The sequence below is a fragment of the Halopseudomonas maritima genome, from assembly GCF_021545785.1.
GTDB lineage: Bacteria > Pseudomonadota > Gammaproteobacteria > Pseudomonadales > Pseudomonadaceae > Halopseudomonas > Halopseudomonas maritima.
Map to the genome: position 1 here is coordinate 2,201,762 of NZ_CP079801.1, position 24,557 is coordinate 2,226,318.

The 24,557-nt window shown below is 63.6% G+C and carries 21 protein-coding genes; 10 read left to right on the plus strand and 11 right to left on the minus strand.

Translation table 11 applies throughout. From position 1 onward, the window contains the following. Positions 1-15: 15 nt before the first annotated feature. The 4 genes from HV822_RS10155 to HV822_RS10170 all read right to left on the minus strand — a co-directional run bounded on the left by HV822_RS10155 (position 16) and on the right by HV822_RS10170 (position 4,725). Positions 16-1,923 carry a beta-ketoacyl synthase gene (locus tag HV822_RS10155; RefSeq protein WP_238869875.1) on the minus strand — a complete coding sequence of 636 codons (1,908 nt, stop codon included), beginning with the start codon at positions 1,921-1,923 and terminating at the stop codon, positions 16-18. 189 nt (positions 1,924-2,112) lie between these two features. After that, entirely contained in the window at positions 2,113-2,871 is a 759-nt protein-coding gene (locus tag HV822_RS10160) for a substrate-binding periplasmic protein (RefSeq protein WP_238869876.1), read from the minus strand. Positions 2,872-2,967: 96 nt separating this feature from the next. Continuing rightward, positions 2,968-3,330: a cupin domain-containing protein gene (locus HV822_RS10165; protein ID WP_238869877.1), complete on the minus strand. Its 363-nt coding sequence runs from the start codon at positions 3,328-3,330 to the stop codon at positions 2,968-2,970. A gap of 57 nt (positions 3,331-3,387) precedes the next feature. Further along, positions 3,388-4,725 (minus strand): aspartate aminotransferase family protein, encoded by a 1,338-nt coding sequence (locus HV822_RS10170; protein ID WP_238869878.1) that lies wholly within the window; start codon positions 4,723-4,725, stop codon positions 3,388-3,390. Between the two features lie 239 nt (positions 4,726-4,964). Here HV822_RS10170 and HV822_RS10175 point away from each other — a divergent pair, with 239 nt between their 5' ends. Both HV822_RS10175 and HV822_RS10180 read left to right on the plus strand, forming a co-directional pair. Continuing rightward, positions 4,965-6,464, plus strand: a complete 1,500-nt coding sequence (locus tag HV822_RS10175) for an aldehyde dehydrogenase (RefSeq protein WP_238869879.1) — start codon at positions 4,965-4,967, stop codon at positions 6,462-6,464. A 200-nt stretch (positions 6,465-6,664) separates the two neighbouring features. After that, positions 6,665-7,813: an MFS transporter gene (locus tag HV822_RS10180; RefSeq protein WP_238869880.1), complete on the plus strand. Its 1,149-nt coding sequence runs from the start codon at positions 6,665-6,667 to the stop codon at positions 7,811-7,813. 9 nt (positions 7,814-7,822) lie between these two features. On the opposite strand, the gene HV822_RS10185 is transcribed toward HV822_RS10180, so the two are convergent. Continuing rightward, positions 7,823-9,898 carry a TonB-dependent receptor family protein gene (locus HV822_RS10185; RefSeq protein WP_238869881.1) on the minus strand — a complete coding sequence of 692 codons (2,076 nt, stop codon included), beginning with the start codon at positions 9,896-9,898 and terminating at the stop codon, positions 7,823-7,825. Between the two features lie 253 nt (positions 9,899-10,151). On the opposite strand from HV822_RS10185, the gene HV822_RS10190 reads away from it, so the two are divergent. The 3 genes from HV822_RS10190 (at position 10,152) to gabT (ending at position 13,570) form a co-directional block, all read left to right on the plus strand. Then, a complete protein-coding gene (locus tag HV822_RS10190; RefSeq protein ID WP_238869882.1) occupies positions 10,152-10,619 on the plus strand; it encodes a MarR family winged helix-turn-helix transcriptional regulator in 468 nt (155 codons plus the stop codon). Between the two features lie 159 nt (positions 10,620-10,778). After that, positions 10,779-12,239 carry an NADP-dependent succinate-semialdehyde dehydrogenase gene (gene gabD, locus HV822_RS10195; protein ID WP_238869883.1) on the plus strand — a complete coding sequence of 487 codons (1,461 nt, stop codon included), beginning with the start codon at positions 10,779-10,781 and terminating at the stop codon, positions 12,237-12,239. 59 nt (positions 12,240-12,298) lie between these two features. Continuing rightward, positions 12,299-13,570 carry a 4-aminobutyrate--2-oxoglutarate transaminase gene (gene gabT / locus HV822_RS10200; RefSeq protein ID WP_238869884.1) on the plus strand — a complete coding sequence of 424 codons (1,272 nt, stop codon included), beginning with the start codon at positions 12,299-12,301 and terminating at the stop codon, positions 13,568-13,570. A 61-nt stretch (positions 13,571-13,631) separates the two neighbouring features. Here gabT and HV822_RS10205 read toward each other — a convergent pair whose 3' ends face one another. Together HV822_RS10205 and HV822_RS10210 are read right to left on the minus strand one after the other, a co-directional pair. Then, positions 13,632-15,038 (minus strand): phospholipase D-like domain-containing protein, encoded by a 1,407-nt coding sequence (locus tag HV822_RS10205; protein ID WP_238869885.1) that lies wholly within the window; start codon positions 15,036-15,038, stop codon positions 13,632-13,634. An 86-nt stretch (positions 15,039-15,124) separates the two neighbouring features. Continuing rightward, a complete protein-coding gene (locus HV822_RS10210) occupies positions 15,125-15,469 on the minus strand; it encodes a DUF805 domain-containing protein (RefSeq protein ID WP_238869886.1) in 345 nt (114 codons plus the stop codon). Between the two features lie 208 nt (positions 15,470-15,677). On the opposite strand from HV822_RS10210, the gene HV822_RS10215 reads away from it, so the two are divergent. The 3 genes from HV822_RS10215 to HV822_RS10225 are packed head-to-tail and all read left to right on the plus strand — an operon-like array spanning position 15,678 to position 18,821. Further along, entirely contained in the window at positions 15,678-18,245 is a 2,568-nt protein-coding gene (locus HV822_RS10215) for a YdbH domain-containing protein (protein ID WP_238869887.1), read from the plus strand. A 12-nt stretch (positions 18,246-18,257) separates the two neighbouring features. After that, positions 18,258-18,449, plus strand: a complete 192-nt coding sequence (locus tag HV822_RS10220; RefSeq protein ID WP_065335720.1) for a YnbE family lipoprotein — start codon at positions 18,258-18,260, stop codon at positions 18,447-18,449. 24 nt (positions 18,450-18,473) lie between these two features. Next, positions 18,474-18,821 carry a YdbL family protein gene (locus HV822_RS10225; protein WP_396264839.1) on the plus strand — a complete coding sequence of 116 codons (348 nt, stop codon included), beginning with the start codon at positions 18,474-18,476 and terminating at the stop codon, positions 18,819-18,821. On the opposite strand, the gene HV822_RS10230 is transcribed toward HV822_RS10225, so the two are convergent. The 4 genes from HV822_RS10230 to HV822_RS10245 form a co-directional block, all read right to left on the minus strand. After that, positions 18,796-19,440, minus strand: coding sequence for a DUF3047 domain-containing protein (locus HV822_RS10230; protein WP_238869889.1), 645 nt, complete (start codon positions 19,438-19,440; stop codon positions 18,796-18,798). The two genes, HV822_RS10225 and HV822_RS10230, sit on opposite strands and share 26 nt — an antisense overlap. A 53-nt stretch (positions 19,441-19,493) precedes the next feature. Then, on the minus strand, positions 19,494-20,480 hold the full coding sequence (locus HV822_RS10235) for a lipase secretion chaperone (RefSeq protein ID WP_238869890.1): 987 nt from the start codon (positions 20,478-20,480) through the stop codon (positions 19,494-19,496). Between the two features lie 63 nt (positions 20,481-20,543). Continuing rightward, the gene (locus tag HV822_RS10240) at positions 20,544-21,494 is read right to left on the minus strand and encodes a triacylglycerol lipase (RefSeq protein WP_238869891.1); all 951 of its coding nucleotides are present in this window, start codon (positions 21,492-21,494) and stop codon (positions 20,544-20,546) included. A gap of 228 nt (positions 21,495-21,722) precedes the next feature. After that, complete coding sequence (locus tag HV822_RS10245; RefSeq protein ID WP_238869892.1) at positions 21,723-22,811, minus strand: transporter substrate-binding domain-containing protein; 1,089 nt, start codon at positions 22,809-22,811, stop codon at positions 21,723-21,725. Positions 22,812-22,964: 153 nt separating this feature from the next. Here HV822_RS10245 and HV822_RS10250 point away from each other — a divergent pair, with 153 nt between their 5' ends. After that, positions 22,965-23,432, plus strand: a complete 468-nt coding sequence (locus HV822_RS10250) for an NfeD family protein (protein ID WP_238869893.1) — start codon at positions 22,965-22,967, stop codon at positions 23,430-23,432. A 32-nt stretch (positions 23,433-23,464) separates the two neighbouring features. Beyond that, positions 23,465-24,385: an SPFH domain-containing protein gene (locus tag HV822_RS10255; RefSeq protein WP_238869894.1), complete on the plus strand. Its 921-nt coding sequence runs from the start codon at positions 23,465-23,467 to the stop codon at positions 24,383-24,385. The last annotated feature ends 172 nt before the right edge of the window (positions 24,386-24,557 follow it).

Here is a 24,557-nt window from a genome sequence, read left to right on the forward strand (position 1 = left end):
TACCCCGTGGGTCACTCAGTCGAGCATGTCCTTGAAGCGCTCGTCGGTGCGGAAGGTCAGGGCCTTGTTGAAGCCGGGCACCTGAATCTGCGCATCGCTGATGCTGATGGCGGACTCGTCGATCATGTTCTGACCGAAGTTGTAGATGATATCCAGCTGACCTTTCAGCGCACGCTGGTTGTAATCCTCGGCGGCGGCGCGGGTCTGTTCGCGGCGCTGCTGCCAGGCTTCGAAGGCTTCGGCCCCGTAGCGCTTTTTCAGCATGCGCTCGACCACGGTTGGTGCCAGCACCACGGCGCTGGCGTTGTTGCCGCCAAAGCCCTTGGAGTTGATAAAGCCGACTTCCAGCGGCAGCTGGCTGCGGTCGATATCGCGGGTGCTGATCAGCAGGCGCTGCTGATGTACGTCCTCGGCCACCTGGTCGATGGTCTTGATGCCCGGAATGATCTGATACTTGAAGCTGCCCAGGGTGGCGGCCAACTGGTCGGCGCTGGCGCTGGCCAGCGAGTGACCGACGTAGGCTTTTACCGCAGCGACCGGCCAGCTCTGGATGCCGAAGGCGTCGGCCACGCGGTCAAGAATTTCCGATTCGGTGACGCGGTTGGCTGGGGTGCTGGAGCCGTGTGCCTGTACAAAGCTGCGCTGTTGTACGGCCTGCGGCCCGACGATTTGCATGGCGGCGTGCACGGCCTTGGCCATGGTCAGGTAGTTGCCGGGGCCGGGGGCGGAGATCGACTTCTTGAAACCGTCGGCGTTGATGAACACGTCCGGCACCGCGCCGTGGATATCGGCGCCCAGCTCCATGGCCAGGGCGTCGTCCATCAGTACGAAGAATTGCCCGGACTCGGCCAGGGTAAAGCCGCAGTTGGCGCTGAACGGTCGGCTGGCGCGGCGGAAGTCGACCTCTTCGCTGCCGCCGATCTGGCGCAGGCCGTCTTCGGTGGCCAGTGCACCCATGGCACCGTAGCCTTCGATGCATTCCTGGGTGATTGGCGCTTCCCCGTTACCGACCAGCACCACGCGGGCGCGGCCGCTGGTGATCATGTCGCTGCCTTTTTGCAGGTTGTAGAGGAAGCTGGCGCAGGCGCCGGTGATCGCGCCGGTGGTGCCCACGCTGCCGAGGATGTAGGCGTTGATAAAGTCCGCCGGCATGCTGTTCAGACCCAGCGCGAGCTGCTTGGCGCTGACCCGGCCGCCCTTGAGGCGTGACTGCATCAGGCCGCCGAAGCTGTTTTCGTCGAGCTGGCTCATGGCGCTACTGGCGAACACGGCAACTTCATCGGGTTCGACGCTGTTGGCGATGGTCTGCCAGTCAATGCCGACCGAGCGCAGGGCGTCGGTGGCGGCCACAATGGTCAGTTGCAGGCCGCGTGGGTGGAAACGTGAGGCGTACAGCTCGCCCGGCTCCAGGCCGCTCGGCAGCTGGCCGGCGGATTTGACCGGCAGGGCGCGGAAGCTGTCGATCTTCAGGTCGCAGCCGTCGTATACGGTGACCATCACCTCGCTGTCGTTCAACGCCTCAACGGCCCAGTCGCTGGGCAGCGGCTCGGGTAACTGCTTGGCCAGGGTGATGAAGGAGAAGGGTTTGCCCGCCTCGCCGGTGACGGTCAGGTTTTTCTGCCAATGCGCGGCGTCAACGTCCAGATAGCGCTTTTCAATACGGCGTACCAGGGTGTCATCCAGCACCTGCTGGCCAAAGCGCTGTTCCACCTCGGCGGCGCTGAGTGGCTGGTCGTCGGCATCAAGGTATTGATCGCCTTCGACCCGTACCAGCTTCATGAGGACGGCCAGCCCGACGAGGGTCTGCTGGCGCTCGGCGGCAGGCAGAGACTCGATCACCATGCGGCGGAAGCCGTGATGGAATGAGCTGCGGCCGGCGGCGTTATAGCCGCCAAAGCCGACGATGACCGGTAAACGTGACATCAGGCTGGACTCCTGGCTGTGTCCTGGGCTCCTGCGTCAGGAGCGTGACCGGGCGGTAATAGCGATGGACAGCCGTTACCCGATCAAAGGGACGATTGGATTATTGGTTTCGATGTCAGTGCTGACGAGAAATGTAACTGGCTGGTCACGTTTAGACCAATGTGTTTTTTGTAATCGGCCTGGATGCGCTCAGTGCTGATAGTTCGCAGTGTCCAGAATTTGCTGCACCTGGCCGCGTTGTTTTAGCAGGGCCAGCGCGCTATCCAGACTGTCGAGCAAACCCCGTGCGTTGGGGTGGGCGCGGGAGACGAACAGGTAGACATCCATGCGCAGCAGCGGGTCACTTGTCACGCTGCCTGCGGGATGCTTCTCCAGCAGCCCGTTCATTGGGTCTGCGTAGTTGATCAGATAGGGCGCGCGGTCATGCAGTAGCATTTGCAGCCCTGCGGTGTGGGTGTGGGCGTGGGTGATCTCCACGCGGGCCTGGGGGCTTGCCAATTGCTGGCCAAGGGCGCCATAGCTGTAGGCGCCGATCAGGATCACCTTTTGGCCTGACAGGTCAGGCAAGCCGGTGATCGCCGGCTGCAACGGTTTGCGGTAGACGTTCAAGGCGACATTGAACACCGGCGTACTGCCTTGCAGCGCGCCACTGAGCATTTCCGGATGGCCATCGCCCGCCATGGAGATGGTCGTTTGCCCTAGCTGAAGCCGCTTGTACAGGCGCGCTGCCGGGTAGCCGCGGATCGAATAGGGCACATCCGCTTCGGTAAACAGGGCTGCGGCCAGCTCCAGCACAGGCCCGCTCGGCTCGCCGCGATGGTCCAGCTGAAAATAGGGGGGGAAGTCTGCCAGCGCAAACTCCAACGGCGCGGACTCCTGCGCACTTGCGCCCAGGGCGTACAGCGTCAGCGTCGTCAGGCTGGCAAGTAAGGAAAAAAGGCGGCGCACCGGCTACTCCAGGGAAATCTGCATGGTCTCCCTTCAGGGTAGCGTTTATTGACGCGGCACGCCCCCCCTTGAGCGCTCTGTAGCCTGGCTGCGCGATCAGCTGGCCGGCTCGTAGATCACGTAGACCTTGCGGGTGCGCTCGCGTACTTCCCAGCTGCCGCTGAAGCCGGCGGGAATGACGAAACGGTCGCCCGCGCGCAGCACTCGGCTGTTGCCGTCGGCGTCGTGCAGCACCGACTCGCCTTCGAGAATTTCGCAGTACTCGTGCTCGCTGTAGCTGACATTCCAGTGGCCCGGCTCGGCCTCCCAGATACCGCTGCTGAACTGGCCGTCGGCGCTGCTGTAGTGGTTGCGCACGTTCTGCACCGGGTCGCCGCTGATGATCTTGGCGGCATCTGGCCGGTAGTGCTCGGCTGGGGTGTCGGCGCTGGCGAAGTCGATGATGCTGGAAATGCTCATGGGGCGGGTCCTTGTCAGGTGAGGGTTGCCGTCGCTGCGGACGGCAACCGGGCAGATTCAGGCGGTGCGACGGATGACGGTAGCGAGGGTGTCGATCAGTCGATCCAGCTCGGCTTTTTCCACGGTCAGCGGTGGCGACATGGCGATAATGTCGCCGCTGCAGCGCACCATGGCGCCCTCCCAGAAACAGCCGTCGAACACCTCGTAGCCGCGTGCGCCCGGGGCGTCCGGGCGGCTGGCCAGGTGCACCGCGCCGACCAGTCCGGTGTTGCGGATGTCGATGACGTTCGGCAGGTCGCGCAGGCTGTGCAGTGCCTCGGCCCAGTAATCTTCCAGCTCTGCGGCGCGGGTCAGCAGCTGCTCGCCGGTGTAGATGTCGAGGGTGGCCAGCGCGGCGGCTGCGGCGACCGGGTGGCCGGAATAGGTGTAGCCGTGGAAGAACTCGATCAGCCCCTGCGGGCCTTGCATAAACGCATCGTGAATGTGCTGAGCAACAAACACCGCGCCCATCGGGATGGCGCCATTGGTCAGGCCCTTGGCGGTGGTGATGATGTCTGGAGTGACGCCCCAGCGCTGCGACGCGAAGGGCGCACCAACGCGGCCGTAACCGGTGATGACCTCGTCAAAGATCAGCAGGATGCCGTGCTTGCTGGTGATCTCGCGCAGGCGCTGCAAATACCCTTGCGGCGGCAGGATCACGCCGGCCGAGCCGGACATGGGCTCAACGATCACCGCCGCAATGTTCTCGGCGCCGTGCAGCGTTACCAGCGCTTCCAGCGCCTCTGCACGCTCGATGCCGAAGCTCGGCAGCCCCTTGGTAAAGGCGTTGCGCTCCAGGTCTAGGGTGTGCGGCAGGTGGTCGACGCCCGGCAGCTGCGGGATGAACGCCTTGCGGTTGTTGCCCATGCCGCCGACCGATACGCCGCCAAAGCCCACGCCGTGGTAGCCCAGCTCGCGGCCGATCAGCCGGGTGCGGGTGCCTTGGCCGATGGCCCGCTGATAACCCAGCGCTATCTTCAGTGCGGTGTCCACCGACTCGGAGCCCGAGTTGGTGAAGAACACGCGGTTCAGGCCCGCCGGAGCCAGTTCACTCAGGCGCTCGGCCAATTGAAACGGCAGTGGGTGGCCCATCTGAAAAGTGGGGGCAAAGTCCATTTGCTGAATCTGCCGGCTGACGGCCTCGGAAATCTCGCGGCGCCCGTGGCCGGCGTTGCAGCACCACAGTCCTGACGTGCCATCCAACACCTGACGGCCGTCGGCGTCAGTGTAGTAAACACCTTGTGCGCTGGTCAGCAGACGCGGTTTGGCCTTGTATTGACGGTTGGCGGTGAAGGGCATCCAGAACGGATCAAGGCTGAGGTCTTGGCTGGACTGCGGGTGCTGCAAGCTGGTCATGGGGCTTTCCTGGCAGGATGGTAGGAAGGACAGACTGCAACGTCATCGTCGGCAGGGTTGGGCGGTGGCGCTGATGTGGCAAAGTCTATGTCAAAAATAACAAACGTCAAATAGGTTATTGGTGAAATTTGGCGGTTACTTTGGGGTGTTTTGTAAAAAATATTGAATTATTTTCAGCGCCTGATTACTGTGGCCGGCAGTATCCCGCGCGCCAGCCGGCGCCCTATCAGGAGCAGAGCATGAGCAAGGCAGTCAGTCGACAGGATTGGGAGCAGCGCGCAGCCGCGCTGCAGGTTCAGGGACAGGCCTACATCGGCGGGCAGTATCAGCCGGCGGCCAGCGGTGAGACCTTCGAGTGCGTCTCACCGATCGATGGCCGTGTGCTGGCGCAGATCGCCAGTTGCGACCAGGCCGACGCCGAGCAGGCGGTAGCCAATGCCCGCGCCACCTTCGATAGCGGTGTCTGGTCGCGCAGTGCGCCGGCCAAACGCAAGCGTATCCTGCAGCGTTTTGCGGACCTGATCGACGCGCACTGCGAGGAACTGGCGCTGCTGGAAACCCTGGATATGGGCAAGCCGATCGGTGACGCGCTGGCGGTGGACATTCCCGGCGCGGCGCGCTCGATTCGCTGGTGCGCTGAGGCAATCGACAAGATTTACGACGAGGTGGCGCCGACGGCTCATGATGAGCTGGGTCTGGTTACCCGCGAGCCGGTGGGCGTGGTTGCCGCTATTGTGCCCTGGAACTTCCCGCTGCTGATGGCCAGCTGGAAACTGGGCCCGGCGCTGGCCAGTGGCAACTCGGTGATTCTCAAGCCCTCGGAAAAGTCGCCGCTGACCGCCATCCGCATCGCGGCGCTGGCGCTGGAAGCCGGCCTGCCAGCAGGCGTGCTGAACGTGCTGCCCGGCTACGGTCACACTGTAGGCAAGGCGCTGGCCTTGCATATGGATGTCGATACCCTGGTGTTCACCGGCTCGACCCGGGTTGCCAAGCAACTGATGATCTACGCTGGCGAGTCGAACATGAAGCGCGTGTGGCTGGAAGCCGGTGGCAAGAGCCCGAACGTGGTCTTTGCCGATGCGCCGGATCTGGACGCGGCAGCAGAAGCGGCAGCAAGCGCCATCGCCTTCAACCAGGGCGAGGTGTGTACCGCCGGTTCGCGTCTGCTGGTCGAGGAGTCGATTCGCGAAGAATTCGTGGGCAAGGTGGTCGAGGCGCTGAAGCGCAGCTGGGCGCCGGGCCACCCGCTGGACCCGAACACCAGCGTCGGTGCACTGGTTGATACCACCCAGATCGAAACGGTGCTGCGCTACATCGAAGCCGGCCACGCTGACGGCGCGACCCTGAAGCTGGGCGGCAAGCGCGTGATGGAAGACACTGGCGGGCTGTTTGTTGAGCCGACCGTGTTTGACGGCGTGACCAACAGCATGCGCATTGCTCGCGAAGAGATCTTTGGCCCGGTGTTGTCAGTGATTGGTTTCACCAGCTTTGACGACGCCATGCAGATCGCCAACGACACCATCTACGGCCTGGCCGCCGCCGTCTGGACCAGCGACCTGTCCAAGGCCCACCGCGCCGCCCGCGCCCTGCGCGCCGGCAGCGTCTGGGTCAACCAGTATGACGGCGGCGACATGACCGCGCCGTTCGGTGGCTTTAAGCAGTCAGGCAACGGCCGCGACAAGTCGCTGCATGCCTTTGACAAGTACACCGAGTTGAAGGCGACGTGGATCAAGCTCTAACGCGCTGCCGTTGGCAGCGCGGCTGGAAGCTGGAGGCTTGAAGCTGGAAGCCGTTTAGCGGAGCAATTGTTGAGCACTGCGTGAGGTCGGTGTCGCTGTGACTTTGTCGCTCCGAAACAGCGCAGACTACTTCAAGCTTCTGGCCTCCAGCCTCCAGCCTCCAGCCTCCAGCCTCCAGCCGGCTTTTCTCCGAGACCTCTATGAACTGGAAAACCTACGCCGTGGTCACCTCCGCTGTGGTAATCGTGGGGCTGGCGTTGGGGGTGACCCTGCCGCTGGTGTCCTTGCGCCTGCACGAATGGGGCTACAGCACCTTTGCCATTGGCGTCATGGCTGGCATGCCGGCGCTGGGTATTGTGCTGGGTTCGCGCTTGAGTGGGCGTTTGGCGGGGCGGCTTGGTTCGGAGAACACCTTGCGCCTGGTGATGGGCTGCAGTGCGGTATCGGTGGCGCTGCTGGCGATCTGGCCGAGCTACCCGGTGTGGCTGCTGTTGCGGCTGGTACTGGGTATTTCGCTGACGGTGACCTTTATTCTGGGCGAGAGCTGGATCAATCAGATTGTGCCCGACCGCCTGCGCGGGCGTCTGGTCGCGGTCTATGGCAGCGGCTTTGCGCTTAGCCAATTGTGTGGGCCGTTGTTGCTGGGGCTGATTGGAACCCAGGAGGATAGCGGCTTCTGGCTGGCGACCGGCCTGCTGATCGGCGGCAGCCTGATGCTGTTGACGGTCTCTGGGGCGCCGGTCGTGGATGCGGCGGCTGCCGGAGGTCGTGGGCTGCGTCGCTTTGTGCAGCAGTTGCCTGCCATCGCCTGGGCGATGGTGTTGTTTGCCGGGTTCGAGACCATGACGCTGACCCTGCTGCCGGTGTATCTGATTCGCGAGGGCTTTGCTCAGCAGCTGGCGCTGATCATGGTGAGTGCCGTGGTGGTGGGCGATGCGGTGTTGCAGGTGCCGGTGGGCGCACTGGCCGATCGTATCTCGCGCACCGCGCTGTTCCGCTTCTGTGGTCTGGTATTGCTGCTGAGCAGCCTGGCGTTACCGCTGGTGCTGCACACGCCGCTGATCTGGCCGGTGCTGGTGCTGTTTGGTGCCAGTGCCGGAGCGCTCTATACCCTGTCGATCATCCTGGTCGGGCAGCGCTACCGGGACGACGAGCTGGTACGTGCCAATGCGCATATCGCCATGCTTTGGGGGCTTGGCTGTCTGCTCGGGCCGATCCTGACCGGGGCTGTCAGTCAGTGGCTGACGGGCCACGCGCTGCCGATCATGATGGCCATTGCCGCGCTGATCTTTGTGCTGTTGGCGCGCCGCCCAGGAGGCTTCGACGCGGTCCGAATCGACCGCGTCTAGTGGTTGCCGTTACTGCCAGCGATACTGCAGGCCGAGGCCGATCAGCCAGCTGCGCTCCGGTGCCGGCTCGTAGTAGCGGGCACCGGCCCCGTTGACGATCAGTGAGCCGATATATTCCTTATCGGTGAGATTGTCGATGCGGGCGAAGGGCTCCAGCTGCAGGCTGCCCAGCTGCTGGCGGTAGCTGGCGCGCCAGTTGAAGGCCGCGTAGCCAGGCGCTTCGGCGCTGTTGTCGTCGTTGGCGTAGCGTTGGCTGAGGCTCTGCATTTCTAGCGCGGTGCTGAAGCTGGCGGTCGGCTGCCAGGCCAGCTCGGCATAGAGGCTGTGGCGCGGCACGCCGGGCAAGCGGTTGCCGGCCAGGTCATCGCCGTTGCTGTTGGTATAGCTGTCGAAACGGGCGTCGAGCCAGGTGTAGGCCAGATAGCCGGTCAGGCTCGGTGCCAACTGCTGCTGCACGCTTAGCTCGATGCCCTGGCGCGTTGACTGGCCCGCGTTGGCGTAGGTGGTGCGTCCGCTGTTGACCTGGCTGGCGCCCGTGACGATTTCATTGTCGGTCTCGGTGTAAAACAGGGCGAGGTCCAGTTGCGTGCGCTCGCGACGCAGCTTGAGACCGACTTCGGCGTTGTCCGCTTTGCTCGGTCGCAGCTCGAAGTTCAGGCCGCTGCCGCTTGGACGGTAGGCCAGCTCCTGCGCAGTCGGTGTTTCAAAGCCCTTGCCGATGGCGCCGTAGAGGCTGACGTCGGGCGTCCATTGATAGCTCAGGCCGAGTGCCGGGGTGGTTTCGTCGTAACGGACCGAGCCGCTGTCGTCCTGGCCGTCGACAAAATAGTTGTCGTCGGAGTCGAACTTGACCTTGCTGTAGCGGGCGCCAGCGGTGAGGTGCCAGCGCGGTGCCAGTTGCCAGGTGCTGATCAGGTAGGCCTCACGGCTTTCCACCCGGTTGAACTCGTCACGTTGCAGGCCACCCTTATGGCCGAACTGATTGACGAAACCCTTGCGGCCCTCGCCCTGATAGTTCCAGCTCAGCCCGGCGGCCAGAGTGACCGGCAGCTCGAACAGCGTGGTGTCGCGCTGCCAACCCAGCTCGCTGCCGCCAAAGCGACGATCCAGCTCAATCACACCGCCGCCGGAATACAGCGCGTTGCCGGGAAAGGCGAGGAACTGCTGCACATCGCGCTCGCCGCCGTAGGCCATGACGGTGATCTGATCGTCGCTGGCCAGACGGCGCTGATAGTTCATGCCCAGCTGCTGGTGGCTGACGCTTTTGCGGGTGTCAAATCGCTCCGCCTGAGCGACAGCCTGTTGACGGTCGGCCTCCAGTGCGGCGGCGGTCAGCCCCAGCGGGTCCTGAGTCTCCGGCTGGTCCAGTGCGTTGACCACCAGGGTCAGACTGGAGACATCGTCGATATCCCAGCCCAGACGCAGGTTGGCCATGTCACGGCGGGTTTCGCTGTGGTCGCGATAGCCGTCGGTTTCCAGTCGCGACAGGTTGGCGGCAACGTTGAGGTCGCCGTGCTGGGCACCGTACTTCAGGCGTTCGCGCCAGAGCCCGTCACTGCCGATGCTGCCGCGGCTGTCCAGGGTAGGGTAGGCGCTGCCTTCGCTGCTGAAGCCCTGGATGATACCGCCGGAGGCGTTGCCGTACAGCGCGCTGAGTGGGCCACGCAGTACTTCAATGCGCTCCAGGTTATCGAGGTCGAACTGCGCCGGTTGGCCCTGACCATCGGGCATGGTCAGCGGGATGCCGTCCTGCACCAGGCGCACACCGCGCACGCCGAACTGCGCACGGGCGCCAAAGCCGCGGGAGGATACCTGCACATCTTGGGCGTAGTTTTGGCGGTTCAGCGCGAGCAGGCCAGGAACCCGCTGCAGGGGCTCGGACAGGTTGGCCCCGAGGTTTGCTGATGACAGGTCGTCGGCAAACAGGGTGCTGCGGGCTAGCGGCAGGCTCAGATCGCGACTTTCATCGCTGGCGCCGAGGATGGTTTGGGTCGGGAGCTGTAAGGTGTCGGTGGTGCTGTGCGCGAGGGTCGCGGTACACAGCAGCGCGCTGCTGAGCGCGACTCGAAGAGAACTGGGATTCATTGGTACGGACTGTTTTTATTGGGTGTATTTCGCCCTGGTGGCGGCGTCTGGCAGCAGTCTAACAGCGCTGGCGGATTTGGGCTGCGCTGTTGATAGGGGATATCTGGGGGAGTACGCGGGGGTTTAATACTTTGAAGTGAAAGTAAATAGCGTGTAGTATTGCCCGCTATTCTTCTCTTGAAGGGAAGATTTCTTGTTCTTGCTGTAACTTTAGGGTGGCAAGACACCTTCGTCGTCGAGAGGTATTCACGTCATGCATATGATGCACGATCTCTATCTGGCTCTGCGCCGCCTGCAACGCGCCAGTGAAATTCACGCCAAGCGTTTGGGGCGCCATAGCGGACTGACGCCGATCCAGTTGCTGATTCTGCACAGCATCAAGGCCATGGGCGAAAGCACCCTGGGTGACTTGGCGCGGCAGGTAAGTGTATCCCAAGCCACGCTCAGTACCATCATCGACCGTCTTGAAAGCCGCGACCTGTTGCAACGGGTGCGTAGCACCAGTGACAAGCGCAAGGTGCATCTGGCCCTGACCGAGAAGGGTCTGGCCGCTATCCAGGCTGAGCCAGCGTTGTTGCCCGCAGCCTTCCTTGAGCGTTTTGGCCAGCTGGCTGACTGGGAGCAGCTGATGCTGCTGGCCAGTCTGCAGCGCGTGGCTGGTCTGCTTGAAGCCGGACAGCAGGTGCGCTCCGAGCTCTTCGAAGGCGAATCTGCCGCCTGATCCTCTGCGCCCGCTTCCCGGCGGGCGACATCATCTCAAGTTTTTTCTCCTTCGGGTATTGCCTGGCGGTAGGCGCACGCTTAGCATGTTTGAAATATCAAACATGGCTGTTTTAAATGCGTTACGACAGCCAGAGCCGTCCGCACAAGGAGCCCCCGAATGGAACTGCACTGCCCTGACCTGTTTCGCCAGCAAGCCTATGTCGCCGGTCACTGGTGCGAGGCCGACAAGGGCGCGCGCACTGACATCGCCAATCCGGCTACCCATGAACGCCTCGGCAGCGTGCCGAACATGGGCGCAGACGAAACCCGCCGCGCCATAGACGCGGCGCGTATTGCCCAGCAGCAGTGGCGTCAGCGCACGGCCAAGGAGCGCGCACAGGTACTGCGCAAGTGGTTTGAACTGATGATGCAGCACCAGGAAGACCTGGCCCGCATCATGACCGCAGAGCAGGGAAAGCCGCTGACCGAGGCGCGTGGCGAGATCGCCTACGCAGCGTCCTTCCTGGAGTGGTTTGGCGAAGAGGCCAAGCGTGTCTACGGTGATGTTATTCCCGGCCATCAGACGGACAAGCGCATTCTGGTACAGAAAGAGCCGGTGGGCGTGACTGCCGCTATTACGCCCTGGAATTTCCCCGCGGCCATGATTACCCGCAAGGCTGGCCCGGCGCTGGCCGCAGGCTGCGCGATGGTCCTCAAGCCCGCGCCGCAAACCCCGTTCTCCGCGCTGGCGCTGGCTCACCTGGCCGAGCAGGCGGGGCTGCCGGCGGGCCTGTTCAGCGTTATTACTGCTGATGTTGATCGCTCCCGTGACGTCGGTGACGAGCTGTGCAGCAACCCGGTGGTGCGCAAGCTGTCGTTCACCGGCTCAACCGGTGTTGGCATCAAGCTGATGGAGCAGTGCGCACCGACCCTGAAGAAGCTGTCGCTGGAGCTGGGCGGCAATGCACCCTTTATCGTCTTCGACGATGCCGATCTGGATGCCGCGGTTGAAGGCGCGATGATCTCCAAATACCGCAACGCCGGTCAGACCTGCGTCTGCGCCAACCGCATCTACGTGCAGGATTCGGTCTACGACGCCTTCGCCGCCAAGCTGACTGATGCCGTCGCCAAGCTGAAGGTCGGTGATGGTACCGAGGCGGGCGTGACCACCGGCCCGCTGATCGATGCGCGCGCTGTGGAGAAAGTGCAGCGTCACCTCAAGGATGCCACCGACAAGGGCGCTACCGTTATCGCTGGCGGCAAACCGCACGCGCTGGGTGGTTTCTTCTTCGAGCCGACCATTCTCACTGGCGTGGACAGCAGCATGGCGGTGGCCCGCGAAGAAACCTTCGGCCCGCTGGCGCCGCTGTTCCGCTTCAGCGACGAGGCCGATGTGGTGCGTCAGGCCAACGATACCGAGTTTGGCCTGGCGGCCTACTTCTATGCCCGCGACCTGAGCCGCGTCTTCCGTGTGGCCGAGGCGCTGGAGTACGGCATGGTGGGTATCAATACCGGCCTGATTTCCAATGAAGTGGCGCCCTTTGGCGGCATGAAGTCCTCGGGCCTGGGGCGTGAAGGCTCCAAGTACGGCATCGAAGAGTACATTGAGATCAAATACCTCTGTCTGGGCGGCATCTGAGCCCTGTTGACACAACCCGACGGGGAGCCATTGCTCCCTTACTTTTCCGCGAGGCGGTTATGAGCAAGACCAACGAGTCCCTGATGCAGCGGCGGCACAATGCTGTCGCCCGTGGTGTAAGCCAGATCCATCCGATTGCGGTGCAGCGCGCTGAAAACGCGACCGTCTGGGATGTGGAAGGACGACAGTACATCGATTTTGCCGGCGGCATTGCCGTGCTCAACACCGGGCACCGTCACCCCAAGGTGATGGACGCGGTGCGCCGCCAGCTGGACCAGGTCACCCACACCTGTTTTCAGGTACTGGCCTATGAGCCCTACATTGCCCTGTGCGAGCGGCTGAACGAGATGGTGCCCGGTGACTTTGCCAAGAAGACATTGCTGGTAACTACCGGTTCTGAAGCGCTGGAGAACGCGGTCAAGATTGCTCGCGCAGCGACCGGCCGTGCCGGCGTGATTGCCTTCACCGGTGGCTACCATGGCCGCACCATGATGACCCTGTCGATGACCGGCAAGGTGGCACCCTACGCCGCAGGCATGGGCCTGATGCCGGGCGGCGTGTACCGCGCCCAGTACCCCTGCCCGCTGCATGGCGTGAGCGATGACGATGCCATCGCCAGCATCGAACGTATCTTCAAGAATGACGCGCAGCCGCAGGACATCGCCGCCATCGTCATCGAGCCGGTGCAGGGTGAAGGTGGCTTTTATGTCGCCAGCCCGGCCTTTATGCAGCGCCTGCGCGCGTTGTGCGATCAGCACGGGATTTTGCTGGTGGCCGATGAAGTGCAGACCGGCGCTGGCCGTACCGGCACCTTCTTTGCGATGGAGCAGATGGGCGTGGCGGCGGACCTGACTACCTTTGCCAAGTCGATTGCCGGCGGCTTCCCGGTTGCGGGCGTGTGCGGTCGCGCCGAGGCGGTCGACAGCATCGCGCCGGGCGGTTTGGGTGGCACCTATGCAGGTAGCCCGCTGGCCTGCGCCGCCGCGTTGGCGGTAATGGACGTGTTCGAAGAAGAAAATCTGTTGGCCCGCAGCCGTACCGTGGGTGAGATTCTCACCGCGCGCCTGAGCGCGCTGGCGACTGACGACAAGCGCATTGGTGATGTGCGCGGTCTGGGCGCAATGGTTGCCTGCGAGCTGTTCAGCGCAGATGGCGCCCCGGATGCCGAGCTGACCGGGCGCATCGTTGCTGCAGCGCGGGACAAGGGCCTGATTCTGCTGTCCTGCGGGCAGTACGGTAACGTGATCCGCATTCTGGTGCCGCTGACCGCGACCGACGTCGAGTTGCACGCCGGCATGGACATCATCGCCGCCTGTTTCGCCGAGCTGTAGGGGCACGGCAGGCCGTGTCCGTGGAGCGTCCCCTGGCCCGGATATGCGCGCCAGACCGCGTTCAGAAGGTCGAGAGCCCACTGGCCTCCATAAAGCGGTACACCAGATAGCGCCAACGGCTGTGATCTGCAAAGTCTGCGTAGGGCAGGCTGTAGATGGCGCCGTTGGCGTTCTGCCATTCGCGTTCAAAGTCGCCTCGCTGCTGGCTGATCTGCGGACCATCGCTGCGGCTGACCAGACGCACGCTGGTTTCCAGATTCAGATCGTGCAGGTTGCGGCGGGTAAAGTTGGCGGAGCCGGCAATCAGCTCGGCGCTGCCGTCGCCGCGCTCCAGCCTGATCCACTTGCGATGGCATTGCTCGCCCTCGGTGGCGCACCAGCGCACGGCAATACCGGCTTGGTGCAGATCCCAGGCTGCCTGCCGGTTGGGGATGCCATTCTTCTCCCGGCCAAAGGCGTCGCGGTTGGGGTCGAGTAGCACGCGCAGCGTCGCGCCGCGTTGGTGGGCTGCAATCAGCGCCTCTATGACCGGCCGCGATGACAGGTAGAACATCTCCAGATCCAGCACATCACCGGTTTGCGCCGAGTCGATCAACTGCAGCAGCCCCTGTTCAATGGCGCCCTCGGTCAGCACCTGCAACTGCGGTGGCGTGCTGCCGGACACTGCTGGGGCGACAGGCCAGTCGGCTGCTGGCGCGTAGCCCGACAGTAGCGCCACGGCGCGCTCGGTCTGCAGCAGGTCGAGTGCTGCTGCGCCGCTGAATTGCACCGCGCTGTTGTCGTGGCGACTGCTGGCGTCATGCGGGTTCATGGAGGTGACCAGACCGGTCCACTCGCCGCTGCGGCCAACGACCAGGGTCTTGCGGTGATTGGCGCGGAAGTTCAGCAGGTGCAGGTAGCTGCGCAGCGTGACCTTGCCGTCGCCGACCGGGTTGGGTAGCCAGCCGCCCTCGGTGCTGTTGCCCAGGTAGCTGCAGCACAGGGTCCAGATGCCGGTCCAGGTGGGGTTGGAGGCGGGCAGCTGGCTCAGGTCGGTCATCACCACGCCGACACCAGCGCTGCGCAGCGCCTCGAACTGCGCAGACGCTATGCCGCCGTACAAGGTGTTGAACGGATCGGTAATCAGCACCACCGGCATCTGCGGGTGCCGCTGGCGGGCGGCGATCAGCGCGCTGGTCAGCTCGCTCGACAGCGGCCGATAGCTGTCCTCGCCGGCAAAATCGTTGAACAGAAACATGTCCACGACTACCAATTCGTTGGCGCCGTCGATCAGCGACAGCACCCGGTCCATGATCTGTTGCTGGCTATGCTCCTGCCCCTGGCTATCGCGCCAGGTCTGGTCAAGCAGCAGCTCTACCTGCTCGGCGGGGCGCAGTGGGGTGGCGGTAGACAGCTCGTCGGGCATTGGTTGGCAGCCAGACAGGGCGAGCAACAGGACCGCTAACAGGCGGTAGAGGGGTGTGGGCATGGTAGGGGGCGGCGTGGGTATTTGTTGCAGCCTGCCGAAGCGGTGGCGGTAATGCAAGACGCCGACCTGGGGCCGGCGCCTGACTGTTATGCCAGTTTGGGGTTGGGGCCAAAGCGATTGTCGGCAGCGTCCCCTTCAATGCACATGAAAATCAGCAGGATGATACCGCCCACCAGTGGCACCAGGCTGATCAGAATCCACCAGCCGCTACGGTTGGTGTCGTGCAAGCGGCGGATGCACACCGCAATCGACGGCAGCAGAACGGCCAGTGAGTAAATCGGTACCAGCAGCACGATGCCGAGCACGCCATCAATCACGCCGCAGATGATAGAGGCCAGGACGTTGAACAGAATAAACATCCAGTATTCCTTACGACGGGCGCGGCCCTGAAACTCGACATACTTCTTCAATACAGCGATATACCATTCCATGCGGTTTCCTTTCTTTGGCAGGGTGTAGCAAAAAAGCGGATTGGCAACGCGCAGGGATACGATGAACCGCTCCCTGGTTGTGACAGTCAATCCTTTAGGCGGCGATGGCCGCACTGCTGTATTAAGAAGGTATGCCAAGGCCGGGTCAACCGCCGGGCGCGGGCCGAATGTTAACCTGTGAGCCGTTTGACACCTTGAGGGAGGCGCGATGCGCCGGCGTGTTTCGATTCTGCTGCTGTTTGTTCTGGTGCTGACGCTGGCAGCGCTGCTGGCGCGTCACTGGGGGCTGCAGCAGTTGCACGCTACCGGAGTGCAGCAGCTCGACTGGCAGGGCGTACAGTGGCGTGGCGGTGCAGTGGTGCTGGACCGGCTGCAGCTGCAGATGGTCGACGGACTGCAGCTGGATGTCCGCCAGCTGCGGCTGCAGCCGGGCTGGCGCGATGGGCTGCGGGTCCGTGCGCTGCAGGCTGACAGCCTGGGTGTGAATCTGCCGGCAGGGCCGGAGAGTGGTGAGTCCAGCGGCTTTGACCCACTACTGCTGCTCGGCGATGAGCAGTTCTGGCGACGTTTGGCGGATTGGGCGCCGGATGAGGCTGCAGTCGGGCAGATTGAGGCCAGCCTGCCGTGCCGTGACCAGCGTTGCCAACTGGCCGGTCGTTGGCATCTGCGGCGCTCGGCTCAGGGCGACGACGTGACGCTGTCCAGCACCCTGCTGCTGAATCTGGACGGTCAGCAACTGAGCTTGCAACCGCAGTTGCAACTGGCGGCGCAGCGCGTGCGGCTGACGGCGCCGTTGCAGATAGACGGCGCAGCAGCGGCCCAACTGCATAGCGAATGGCAGGGTGGACAGCACTGGCAGGGCCGCTTGCAGATACCGGATTGGCCACAAACGCCTTGGCTGTTTGGTTATCTCGGGCGCTGGCTGGCCCTGGGGGCGCTGCCCGTTGAGCAGATACCTGCCGCCGCACAGCTGGAGCTGGACTGGCAGCTGGACGCAGCGCGGGTGCCCGAGGCGCTGGATGACTGGCTGGCCGGTGATGTGCAGCTGCAGGGACGGCTGGTGTTACCTGAGCCCTGGCTGGTAGCGCAGCTGGGTGAGCTGAGCGGTGAGTTGAGTCTGCAGGTGCAAGGCGCGGCGGGCGACTGGCGACTGCGACAGGCACACCTGCAGGCGCTGGTGCAGACGCCCCGGGTGACCGCCTTGCAGACATTGCCGGCGGCGCTGCAGCCGGCGCAGCTCACGCTGCAGCTTACCCCTTTGCCAGATCAGCGCTTGCTGGCGGATGCTGCGCTGCAGCTTGATGTGCAGGCTGGTGTCACGTTGCCCCAGGGTGGGGAGCTGACGCTGGCTGGCCCCGTGAGCGTGCCGCTGAGCCGCAACTGGCAGCTTGCCAGTGATGCCTTGTTGCTGCGACTGCAAGCACCGCAGCTGAGTCTGCCGCAGCTGCGCGCCCGTGACGTGACGGGCCGCTGGACGCTGCGCGTGCAGGCCACCGCCGACGCCGTGCACAGCGCACTGACCGCGCCTGGCAGCCTGGCCTGGCAGCAGTTGCAACTGCGTGATGCGCAACTGACGCTGCGCGGCGCTCGGCTTGAACAGCCGGCCTTTGAGCTAACGCTGCCGCTGAATGGCGATGACACATTGAGCGCCGCGGGCCGGCTGACGGGCAAGCTGGACGCACTGGAGCACGCGCAGCTCACACCACAGCGCTGGGATCTGCGCGCTGACTGGCGCTGGCAGCAGGCAGCGCTGAACTGGAATGGCAACCTGAGCAACGCCGCCGGCCTGGAGCTGGCCCATCAAGCCAGCTGGCGCAGCGACGGTAGCTGGCGCCTGGATGGCGAGCTGACACCGCTGTTTATGCGTGCCGGTAATCCGCTGGCCGATAGTCTGACCGCCTGGCCCGAGCTGCTCAGTTTTGCCAGTGGGCAGGTTGGCGGCACCTTGAGCGTTAGCAGCGGGCAGTCGCTGCGCGTGCGGGGCGACTTGACGCTCACAGGTCTCAAGGGCATCTACGACCGTATCGCCTTCAGTGGTCTGGAGGGGCCGCTGCAGCTCCGCTTGGCGGCTGAGCAGCTAACTCTGGAGGCGCCGTCGCTGGCGCTGGCCCAGGCCAACCCGGGCATTGAGCTGGGGCCCGTGCGCGGGCAGTTGTCCTATCACGCAGCGCTGGCGCAGCCGGCCGGTGGTCGCCTTGAGGTGACCGAGCTGCGCACCGGCCTGTTGGGTGGTGAAGTGCGTGTGCTACCCACCACACTGGATCTGGCGCAGCGTGAACAGCGCGCCGAACTGCAGCTGCAGGGTCTGGAACTGGGCCGGCTGTTCGAAGTCTACCCAACAGAGGGGTTGAGTGGCGGCGGCACGCTGGATGGACGCCTGCCGGTGCTGCTGCGCGATGGGCAACTGCTGATCGACGATGGCGCGGTTGCCGCGCGCGAGCCGGGCGGCGTGCTGCGCTACCGCTCGGACAAGCTGCAGCGTCTCGCCGCAGCCAACCCGAGTATGCGTGAGCTGGCGGGGGTGCTGGAAGACTTTCACTATACTGTCCTTAGCTCCCAGGTAGACTACGGCGAGAATGGCAACATGGTCCTCGGGCTGCGTCTGCAAGGCAGCAATCCCGACTTTCAGCAGGGGCGGCAGGTCAACCTGAATGTCACCCTGGAAGAGAACATTCCGGCCTTGCTGGCCAGCCTGCAATTGAGCGGCAAGGTCAGCGAGATCATTCAACAGCGGGTTCAGCAGCACCTGATCAAACAGCGTGCCCAGCAACCCTGACAAGGAGCGCCCATGTACAGGCGAGGGCTGACAATCGTGTTTCTGGCCGGCCTGCTGTCGGCCTGCGCCGGACCGACGGTGCAACTGGCAGCGCCCAGCGAGCCGATCAACATCAACCTGAACGTGAAGATCGAGCACGAGATCTACGTCAAGGTGGATCGCGAGCTGGACGACATCTTCGACGAATCCAGTGGCCTGTTCTGAGCCCGTTGCGAAAGGATATTCATGATGCGCAAAACGACTTTTCTGATCTGTGGCCTGCTGGCCCTGCTGCTGGGCAGCGGTGCGGCGCTGGCCATGAACCTCAACCAGGCGATGTCTGCGCTGCCGGCAGCCAAGTCGGCCGGCCAGCTGGGCGAGCAGCCCAACGGTTATCTCGGGGTAGTCAGCAACGCTGGCGACGCCGCCGAAATCGCCCGCCAGATCAATGCCGCGCGCAAGGCCGAGTACCAAAAGGTAGCGCGTGACAACGGTGTAGCGCTCAGCGACGTCGAGTTGATTGCCGGCCAGAAAGCGATTGATCGTACCCCGTCTGGTCAGTACATCCAGGTCAACGGTCAGTGGACGAAGAAGTAGCCGGTAGCCATTCGATGGTGCCATACCAGCCGGTAACGGACTGACCGCTGTTGTCGCAGTCGGTCATGATCGCCACCCCGTCTATCTGATCCAGCGTCTGCCCGTGCAGGCGCTGGAAATCCTCCCTTACGTTGCGCTCCAGCGTTGTCATGCCGGCCGGTGCGCCGCTGCTCACGGCCAGCATCTGCGCGTTGGCGGTGTAGGCGTTGGGCCAGTGCGAGCCAACCGGTTGGCTGGAGGACCAGACGTAGTTCAGCGCTAGCGTCCGCCAGGCCAATAGCCCGCCGTCTTTCACTACGTATAGCCGCACCGGATAGTCGTCACCGTCGCGCTGACGCTCGTCGAGGCCTTGCAGCGGCGCGCTGATGGTCCACGACCAGCGCAGCACGGGCGTCTCGCGCAAATCAATCTGCTGTTCCAGGTAGCGAGCGCTGGCCTGACCGTTGCTGCAGTCGGCGCGCAGCAGGCTGCTGTCGCTGCGCTGCTCCAGCTGATAGTGGGTGGGCTCTGTGAAACGGCGTTCAGGCCACTGGCTGATGTCCGCCGGAGTGTAGGTCTGAGCTGCGCAGGTGCCGGCAACGAGCAGGGCGGGCAGCAGGGCAAGTGTGTGGCGTCGCATACGGGGGCTCCAGTGCAGGTGAGCCCCCAGTATGGCAGCGTGCAGACGGCTGGTCAGCGCTCCAGCGCGCTGACACGCAGCTGTTCGGTGCGGTCGAAACGCGCCTCAAGCAGCGCCTGTACGGCGCTGTCGCGGTCACTGTCGGCCAGCCCGGGCTGGCTGAGAATGGCGTCGCGTTCGCGCACAAAATCATCCAGTCGCTGCTGCCATTGCGCGCGCTGCACATCCAGCGCCTCCAGGCGGGCCGTAGCCTCCGGGCCGACCATCTGCATCCGCAGGTCACGCACCGCGCCCTCATTGGCGCCGGCCGCGCGCAGAGCCTGGGTCTGCTGGCGCAGATCCTGGTGAATTTGTGGTACCAGCAGCGCCTGCATGGCCTCGGGCAGGCTTTCGCGCAGCGCCTCGATGTCTTGGGCCTTTTCGTCGTCGCTGAGATTCGGGTTGTGCAGGATGCTCAGGCGCTCCAGGGTGAAGCGGTTGTAGCTCTCCTCGGCGGCAAAGAAGGCCTGGTGCTCGGCCGGGCTGAAGAGGTCGGCACGCAGGCGCTGCACGGCGTCCTGCCGGGCCCACAGGCTGTCGATGTCAGCCGCCGCAGGGAAGTCCTGCTCAAGCTCGACCAGCGCACGTTGATAGTCGAGATAGCGCTGGAACAGGTCCAGCGCCTGGCTGCGCGCAGGGTCATCCAGGCTGTCACGGATCAGCGCTTGAACCTGAGCGACGATCTGCTCGTGATCTTGTTCGCCGGCGGTGCTCAGGTAATAGTCGAACAGGTGCCGCAGCTGGTCGCTGATCAGCAGGTTGCCGTCGGCGTCGACTTGCAGGCGGCCATCGACCTCGGTGCCGCGCAGCGAGTTGGCCTGCGGTGCGACGGCGGTGGTGGAAGGGGGCTCGCGCAGCAAGTTGACCGGTGGCGTCTGCGCCGTCGGGTCGGCCGCGATGACGGCTTGGGTTGGCGCCGGCGCTGGTGGGGTGGAGCGGGATAACTGCCAGCCCAGCAGCAGCGCTGCCGCCAGCAGGGGAAGGTAAACAAGGGCTTTCATCGCATACTCTCGCCAGATGAAAAGAGCGCAAGGCGGGGCCGCCGAGCTGGCGGCCCTGCCAGGTTACAGACCGGCGTTCTTCAGGCGGTTGGCCTGCTGGCGATAGACGGTCACCGGATCGGTTTCGAACAGGCTGGTCAGGCCCAGGGTCTGGTTGACCTCATCCAGGTGGTTCATGCGGTAGTTGTCACGAATCACCATACCCAGGTGCGAGCTGCAGCGGCCGACCAGACCGTCGTTGGCTTCACCGCCGAAGGTCAGCGACGAGGCGCCCAGCAGCATGTCGGATACGTCCAGGAAATTGGTCAGCGGGCTGGTGCCGCCCCAGGAGTAGTAGCGCACGCCGTTGACCTTATAGGCACCCTCACCACAGGCGCTGGTCGGAATGCCCTGCGGGAACTTGGCGTTGAAGCGCGCGGCACCTTCGCTGTTCAGTGATTCCAGCGTGCCCAGCGAGTTCTGCGGGGAGCTTGAGCTGCTGCCGGACAGGAAGTTGATCAGTGCACCCATGCCGTTGACGATACCGGCCAGCAGGGCTTCGCCGGCAGAGCCCTCGGGGACCTGACGCAGGAAGTCGGCGGCGGCCGAGCCTTTGTGCGGTGAACCGACGCTGGTAACCGATGCGACCAGATCCGGGCGCAGCGCGGCGACATAACGGATGGTCGGGCCGCCGTGGCTGTGGCCGATCAGGTTGACCTTGTCCTTGCCGCTGATCGCGACAATCTCTTCCACCTGTTCGAGCAGCTGCTCGCCCCGGGCCTCGGAGGTGTCAAGCTGGCTGACTTCGGTGAGGTAGACGGTGGCGCCATCCTTGCGCAGGGCGCTGGGGATGCCGTACCAGTAATCCACGCCCAGCAGGCTGTCGAAGCCGAGCATGCCGTGGGTCAGCACGATGGGGTACTTGGTCTTGGTGTATTGCGATGATGAGCTGAACCAGAACGCATTGGCCTGGGTGCTCACGCCCAATGCGGCGATCAGGCCGCAGGCGACGCTGAGTCGGGTTTTACGCGACATGACGAAACTCCTGTTTGTTGTGCTTATTTTTGTATCGTCTTGAGACGCTTTGAATAGCGTCTGTGCGTGTTGAGCATAGTCAGCGCGGGGGCGTGAAAGTAGAGGCTGGTCGACAGAAACCCGTGCCTGTGCCGGGCGCAGAAATGTGACTGATAAGTCACTGGCTCTGCGGCGGCACTATTCAGATTTTTTATCCGATGAACGGAGATTCAGAGTATGGCGATGGCGTCAGGGGGCTTCACCCAGATAGGCGCGCTGGATCAGCCGCCATTCGGGGGACTCGGTCAGGCGCAGGATAGTCTCGTTGATCTCGTCGCGGCGGGAGCTGCCGGTCGGCAGCGCCAGCGCATAGAGCTGCTGATCGAAGACGCCGGGCAGCAGGTCCAGACGGTCTTTGCCCAGCTGCTGGTTGCGGTACTGCAGTAGCGGGCGGTCATATACCACCGCATCACTATCGCCGGCGCTGACGGCCAGCATCGCGCTTTGCAGGTCAGGGTAGTGCTGCGAGATGATGCGTTGCTCCTGCAGGTACTGCGCGCTGGCGGTCCCGGGGATGGTGGCGACGGTGTTGCCGGGCAGATCCTGTGGTCCGCCGATCTGGTATTGCAGGTTGCTGACAGTCAGTGAGCTGGTGATGGCGGCGGTGAAGCTGGCTACCATGATCAGGCCGGCGAACATCCACACCAATGCCAGCAGTCGGCCCGCCAGGGTGACCGGCGCCTTGTCGCCGTAGCCGACGGTGGTCATGGTCACTGCGGCCCACCAGAAGCCGGCGCCAATCCCTTCAGCGTTGCTGCCGCCAAACTGCTCGGCGTTGCGTCGGCGCTCCAGCAGCCAGAGAGCAAAGCCAACCCCCAGCAACAGCAGCGCCAGCCCGCCAATGACGCTGAGAAAGCCCCAGCTGAACAGCGCCTTGAGGCTCTGCAGCAGCCCCTGCTTGGGTGTGTGGGGCACACCGATGGCCAAGCCGGTCTGATAAAACGGGTGGCTGAAGTCGAACAGCGTTTCGCGCTCGGCGGTCATGGTCAAGGCGCCCACCGCCACGTCCACCTCGCCTTGCTCTACCGCGCTCAGCAGGGCCGAAAAGGGCATGACCTGCCACTCGAACTCCCAGCCCTGGCGCTCGGCGATGGCGCGCCACAGATCGATGCTGATGCCCTCCCAGTCACCTTTGCCGTCGCTGATGACAAAAGGCGGTACTTCGGTGATGCCGACGCGCAGTGGCGTTGACGGCGAGGGGGTGGTTTGAGCCTGAGTGAATGGGCTGGCACACAGTAGCAGGCACAGCAACAGGCGGGCGAAGGGTGTGATAGGCATGGCAAACTCCGTTTAATTCCTGTTTTCAGGGTAACAAATTGAGCGTTGGGCGCCAGCGCGGCGGGCGCGCCGAGATTTGCCGCGGGCGTTGGCCTAAGGCTTCTGGTAGTCTGCCTGCAGACCCAATTTACGGAGGCCCAACAGGGACAGTTGATGGTGACTGGATATCTGGAAAGTTATGCGTTCTGGCTGTTGCTGGGCCTGGCGTTGCTGTTGTCGGAGTTTTTCTTCCCTGGCCTGATTGCGGTGTTTTTTGGCTTGGGCGCTCTGCTGGTCGGCGGCCTGACCCTGATTGGCCTGGTTGACGGCCTGGCCTGGCAACTGCTGCTGTTCTCGCTGTTCAGCCTGGGCACGCTCTGGTTGCTGCGCCGACGGTTTCAGCGCTGGTTGCGCGGTGGTGAGTCGGGGCTGGCCCAGGCCGACGCTGATGATGCCGGGTTGCTTGGCATGCGTGTTAGCGTGCTGGTCGACTTTGTGGATGGCGTTGGCGACGTGCAGCTCAATGGTGCCAAGTGGGACGCCGAGTCTGACGAGCCGCTGAAACAAGGCGAGACCGCCTGGGTGGTGAGTCATTCCGGCATTGTGCTGCGAGTGAGCGCAGTCCGCCCTGGCGCTAACTGAACCCTTTCTCCTCTCTACACGGAATACTTCACATGGAAATCGCTACCATTTTGTCCCTTGGTTTTCTGGCGCTGGTCATTGTCGCCTTGGCAAAGACCGCGCGTATCGTGCCGCAGCGGTCGGCCTTCATCATCGAACGTCTGGGCAAGTATGCGAAAACCCTGGACGCCGGCTTTCATATCCTCATCCCCTTTGTTGATCGCGTGGCCTACAAGCACACTCTGAAGGAAGAGGCGATCGACGTGCCCAGCCAGGCGTGTGTGACCCGCGATAACATCCAGGTGGTAGTGGATGGCGTGATCTACCTGCAGGTTGTCGACCCCAAACTCGCCAGCTACGGCATCAACGACTACCGCTACGCCTCCATGCAGCTGGCGCAGACGACGCTGCGTTCGGTGGTCGGCAAGATCGATCTGGACAAGACCTTCGAGGAGCGTGAAACCATCAACATACAGGTGGTGGAGGCGCTGGATGAAGCGGCCAAGCCGTGGGGTGTGAAGGTGCTGCGTTACGAGATCGCCGACATTGAGCTGCCCGCGACCATCCTCGATGCACTGGAAAAGCAGATGCGCGCCGAGCGGGAACGGCGCGCTGTGGTTGCCCAGTCCGAAGGTGAGCGTGAAGCCAAGATCAACGTGTCAGAAGGGGTGAAGCAGGAAACCATCAACCTGTCCGAAGCAGACAAGCAGCGTCAGATCAATGAAGCCGAAGGTAAGGCGCGCGAGATCGAGCTGATCGCCACCGCAACCGCTGAAGGCCTGCGCCGCGTTGCTGAAGCCATCAACACCCAGGGCGGCCAGGAAGCGGTGTCCCTGCGCGTTGCCGAGCAGTACGTGAAAGAGTTCGGCAAGCTGGCACAGACCAACAACACCATGATCCTGCCGGCAGAACTGAGCAACATCGGCTCGGCAGTCGCCGCGATCACCAAGACGCTGGAAACAGCGAAGAAGTAAGCTACAAGCTACAAGTTTGAAGTTGGAAGAGAAAGCCGTGCGGCGTGAGTCGTGCGGTTTTTTTGTATCAAGCTGGCGCAAGAGCTTGACTCCGCACGGCAGGCATCTTGCACACTGCTCCAGCCTCCAGCCTCCAGCCTCCAGCCTCCAGCCTCCAGCCTCCAGCCTCCAG

Coding starts and splice junctions, on each gene's coding strand:
- gabT (WP_238869884.1), top strand. CDS start 12,299: ATGAGCAAGACCAACGAGTCCCTGATGCAGCGGCGGCACAATGCTGTC.
- HV822_RS10210 (WP_238869886.1), bottom strand. CDS start 15,469: ATGGAATGGTATATCGCTGTATTGAAGAAGTATGTCGAGTTTCAGGGC.
- HV822_RS10255 (WP_238869894.1), top strand. CDS start 23,465: ATGGAAATCGCTACCATTTTGTCCCTTGGTTTTCTGGCGCTGGTCATT.
- HV822_RS10165 (WP_238869877.1), bottom strand. CDS start 3,330: ATGAGCATTTCCAGCATCATCGACTTCGCCAGCGCCGACACCCCAGCC.
- gabD (WP_238869883.1), top strand. CDS start 10,779: ATGGAACTGCACTGCCCTGACCTGTTTCGCCAGCAAGCCTATGTCGCC.
- HV822_RS10235 (WP_238869890.1), bottom strand. CDS start 20,480: ATGAAAGCCCTTGTTTACCTTCCCCTGCTGGCGGCAGCGCTGCTGCTG.
- HV822_RS10250 (WP_238869893.1), top strand. CDS start 22,965: ATGGTGACTGGATATCTGGAAAGTTATGCGTTCTGGCTGTTGCTGGGC.
- HV822_RS10225 (WP_396264839.1), top strand. CDS start 18,474: ATGCGCAAAACGACTTTTCTGATCTGTGGCCTGCTGGCCCTGCTGCTG.
- HV822_RS10220 (WP_065335720.1), top strand. CDS start 18,258: ATGTACAGGCGAGGGCTGACAATCGTGTTTCTGGCCGGCCTGCTGTCG.
- HV822_RS10245 (WP_238869892.1), bottom strand. CDS start 22,811: ATGCCTATCACACCCTTCGCCCGCCTGTTGCTGTGCCTGCTACTGTGT.
- HV822_RS10215 (WP_238869887.1), top strand. CDS start 15,678: ATGCGCCGGCGTGTTTCGATTCTGCTGCTGTTTGTTCTGGTGCTGACG.
- HV822_RS10230 (WP_238869889.1), bottom strand. CDS start 19,440: ATGCGACGCCACACACTTGCCCTGCTGCCCGCCCTGCTCGTTGCCGGC.
- HV822_RS10205 (WP_238869885.1), bottom strand. CDS start 15,038: ATGCCCACACCCCTCTACCGCCTGTTAGCGGTCCTGTTGCTCGCCCTG.
- HV822_RS10170 (WP_238869878.1), bottom strand. CDS start 4,725: ATGACCAGCTTGCAGCACCCGCAGTCCAGCCAAGACCTCAGCCTTGAT.
- HV822_RS10190 (WP_238869882.1), top strand. CDS start 10,152: ATGCATATGATGCACGATCTCTATCTGGCTCTGCGCCGCCTGCAACGC.
- HV822_RS10185 (WP_238869881.1), bottom strand. CDS start 9,898: ATGAATCCCAGTTCTCTTCGAGTCGCGCTCAGCAGCGCGCTGCTGTGT.
- HV822_RS10175 (WP_238869879.1), top strand. CDS start 4,965: ATGAGCAAGGCAGTCAGTCGACAGGATTGGGAGCAGCGCGCAGCCGCG.
- HV822_RS10180 (WP_238869880.1), top strand. CDS start 6,665: ATGAACTGGAAAACCTACGCCGTGGTCACCTCCGCTGTGGTAATCGTG.
- HV822_RS10240 (WP_238869891.1), bottom strand. CDS start 21,494: ATGTCGCGTAAAACCCGACTCAGCGTCGCCTGCGGCCTGATCGCCGCA.
- HV822_RS10155 (WP_238869875.1), bottom strand. CDS start 1,923: ATGTCACGTTTACCGGTCATCGTCGGCTTTGGCGGCTATAACGCCGCC.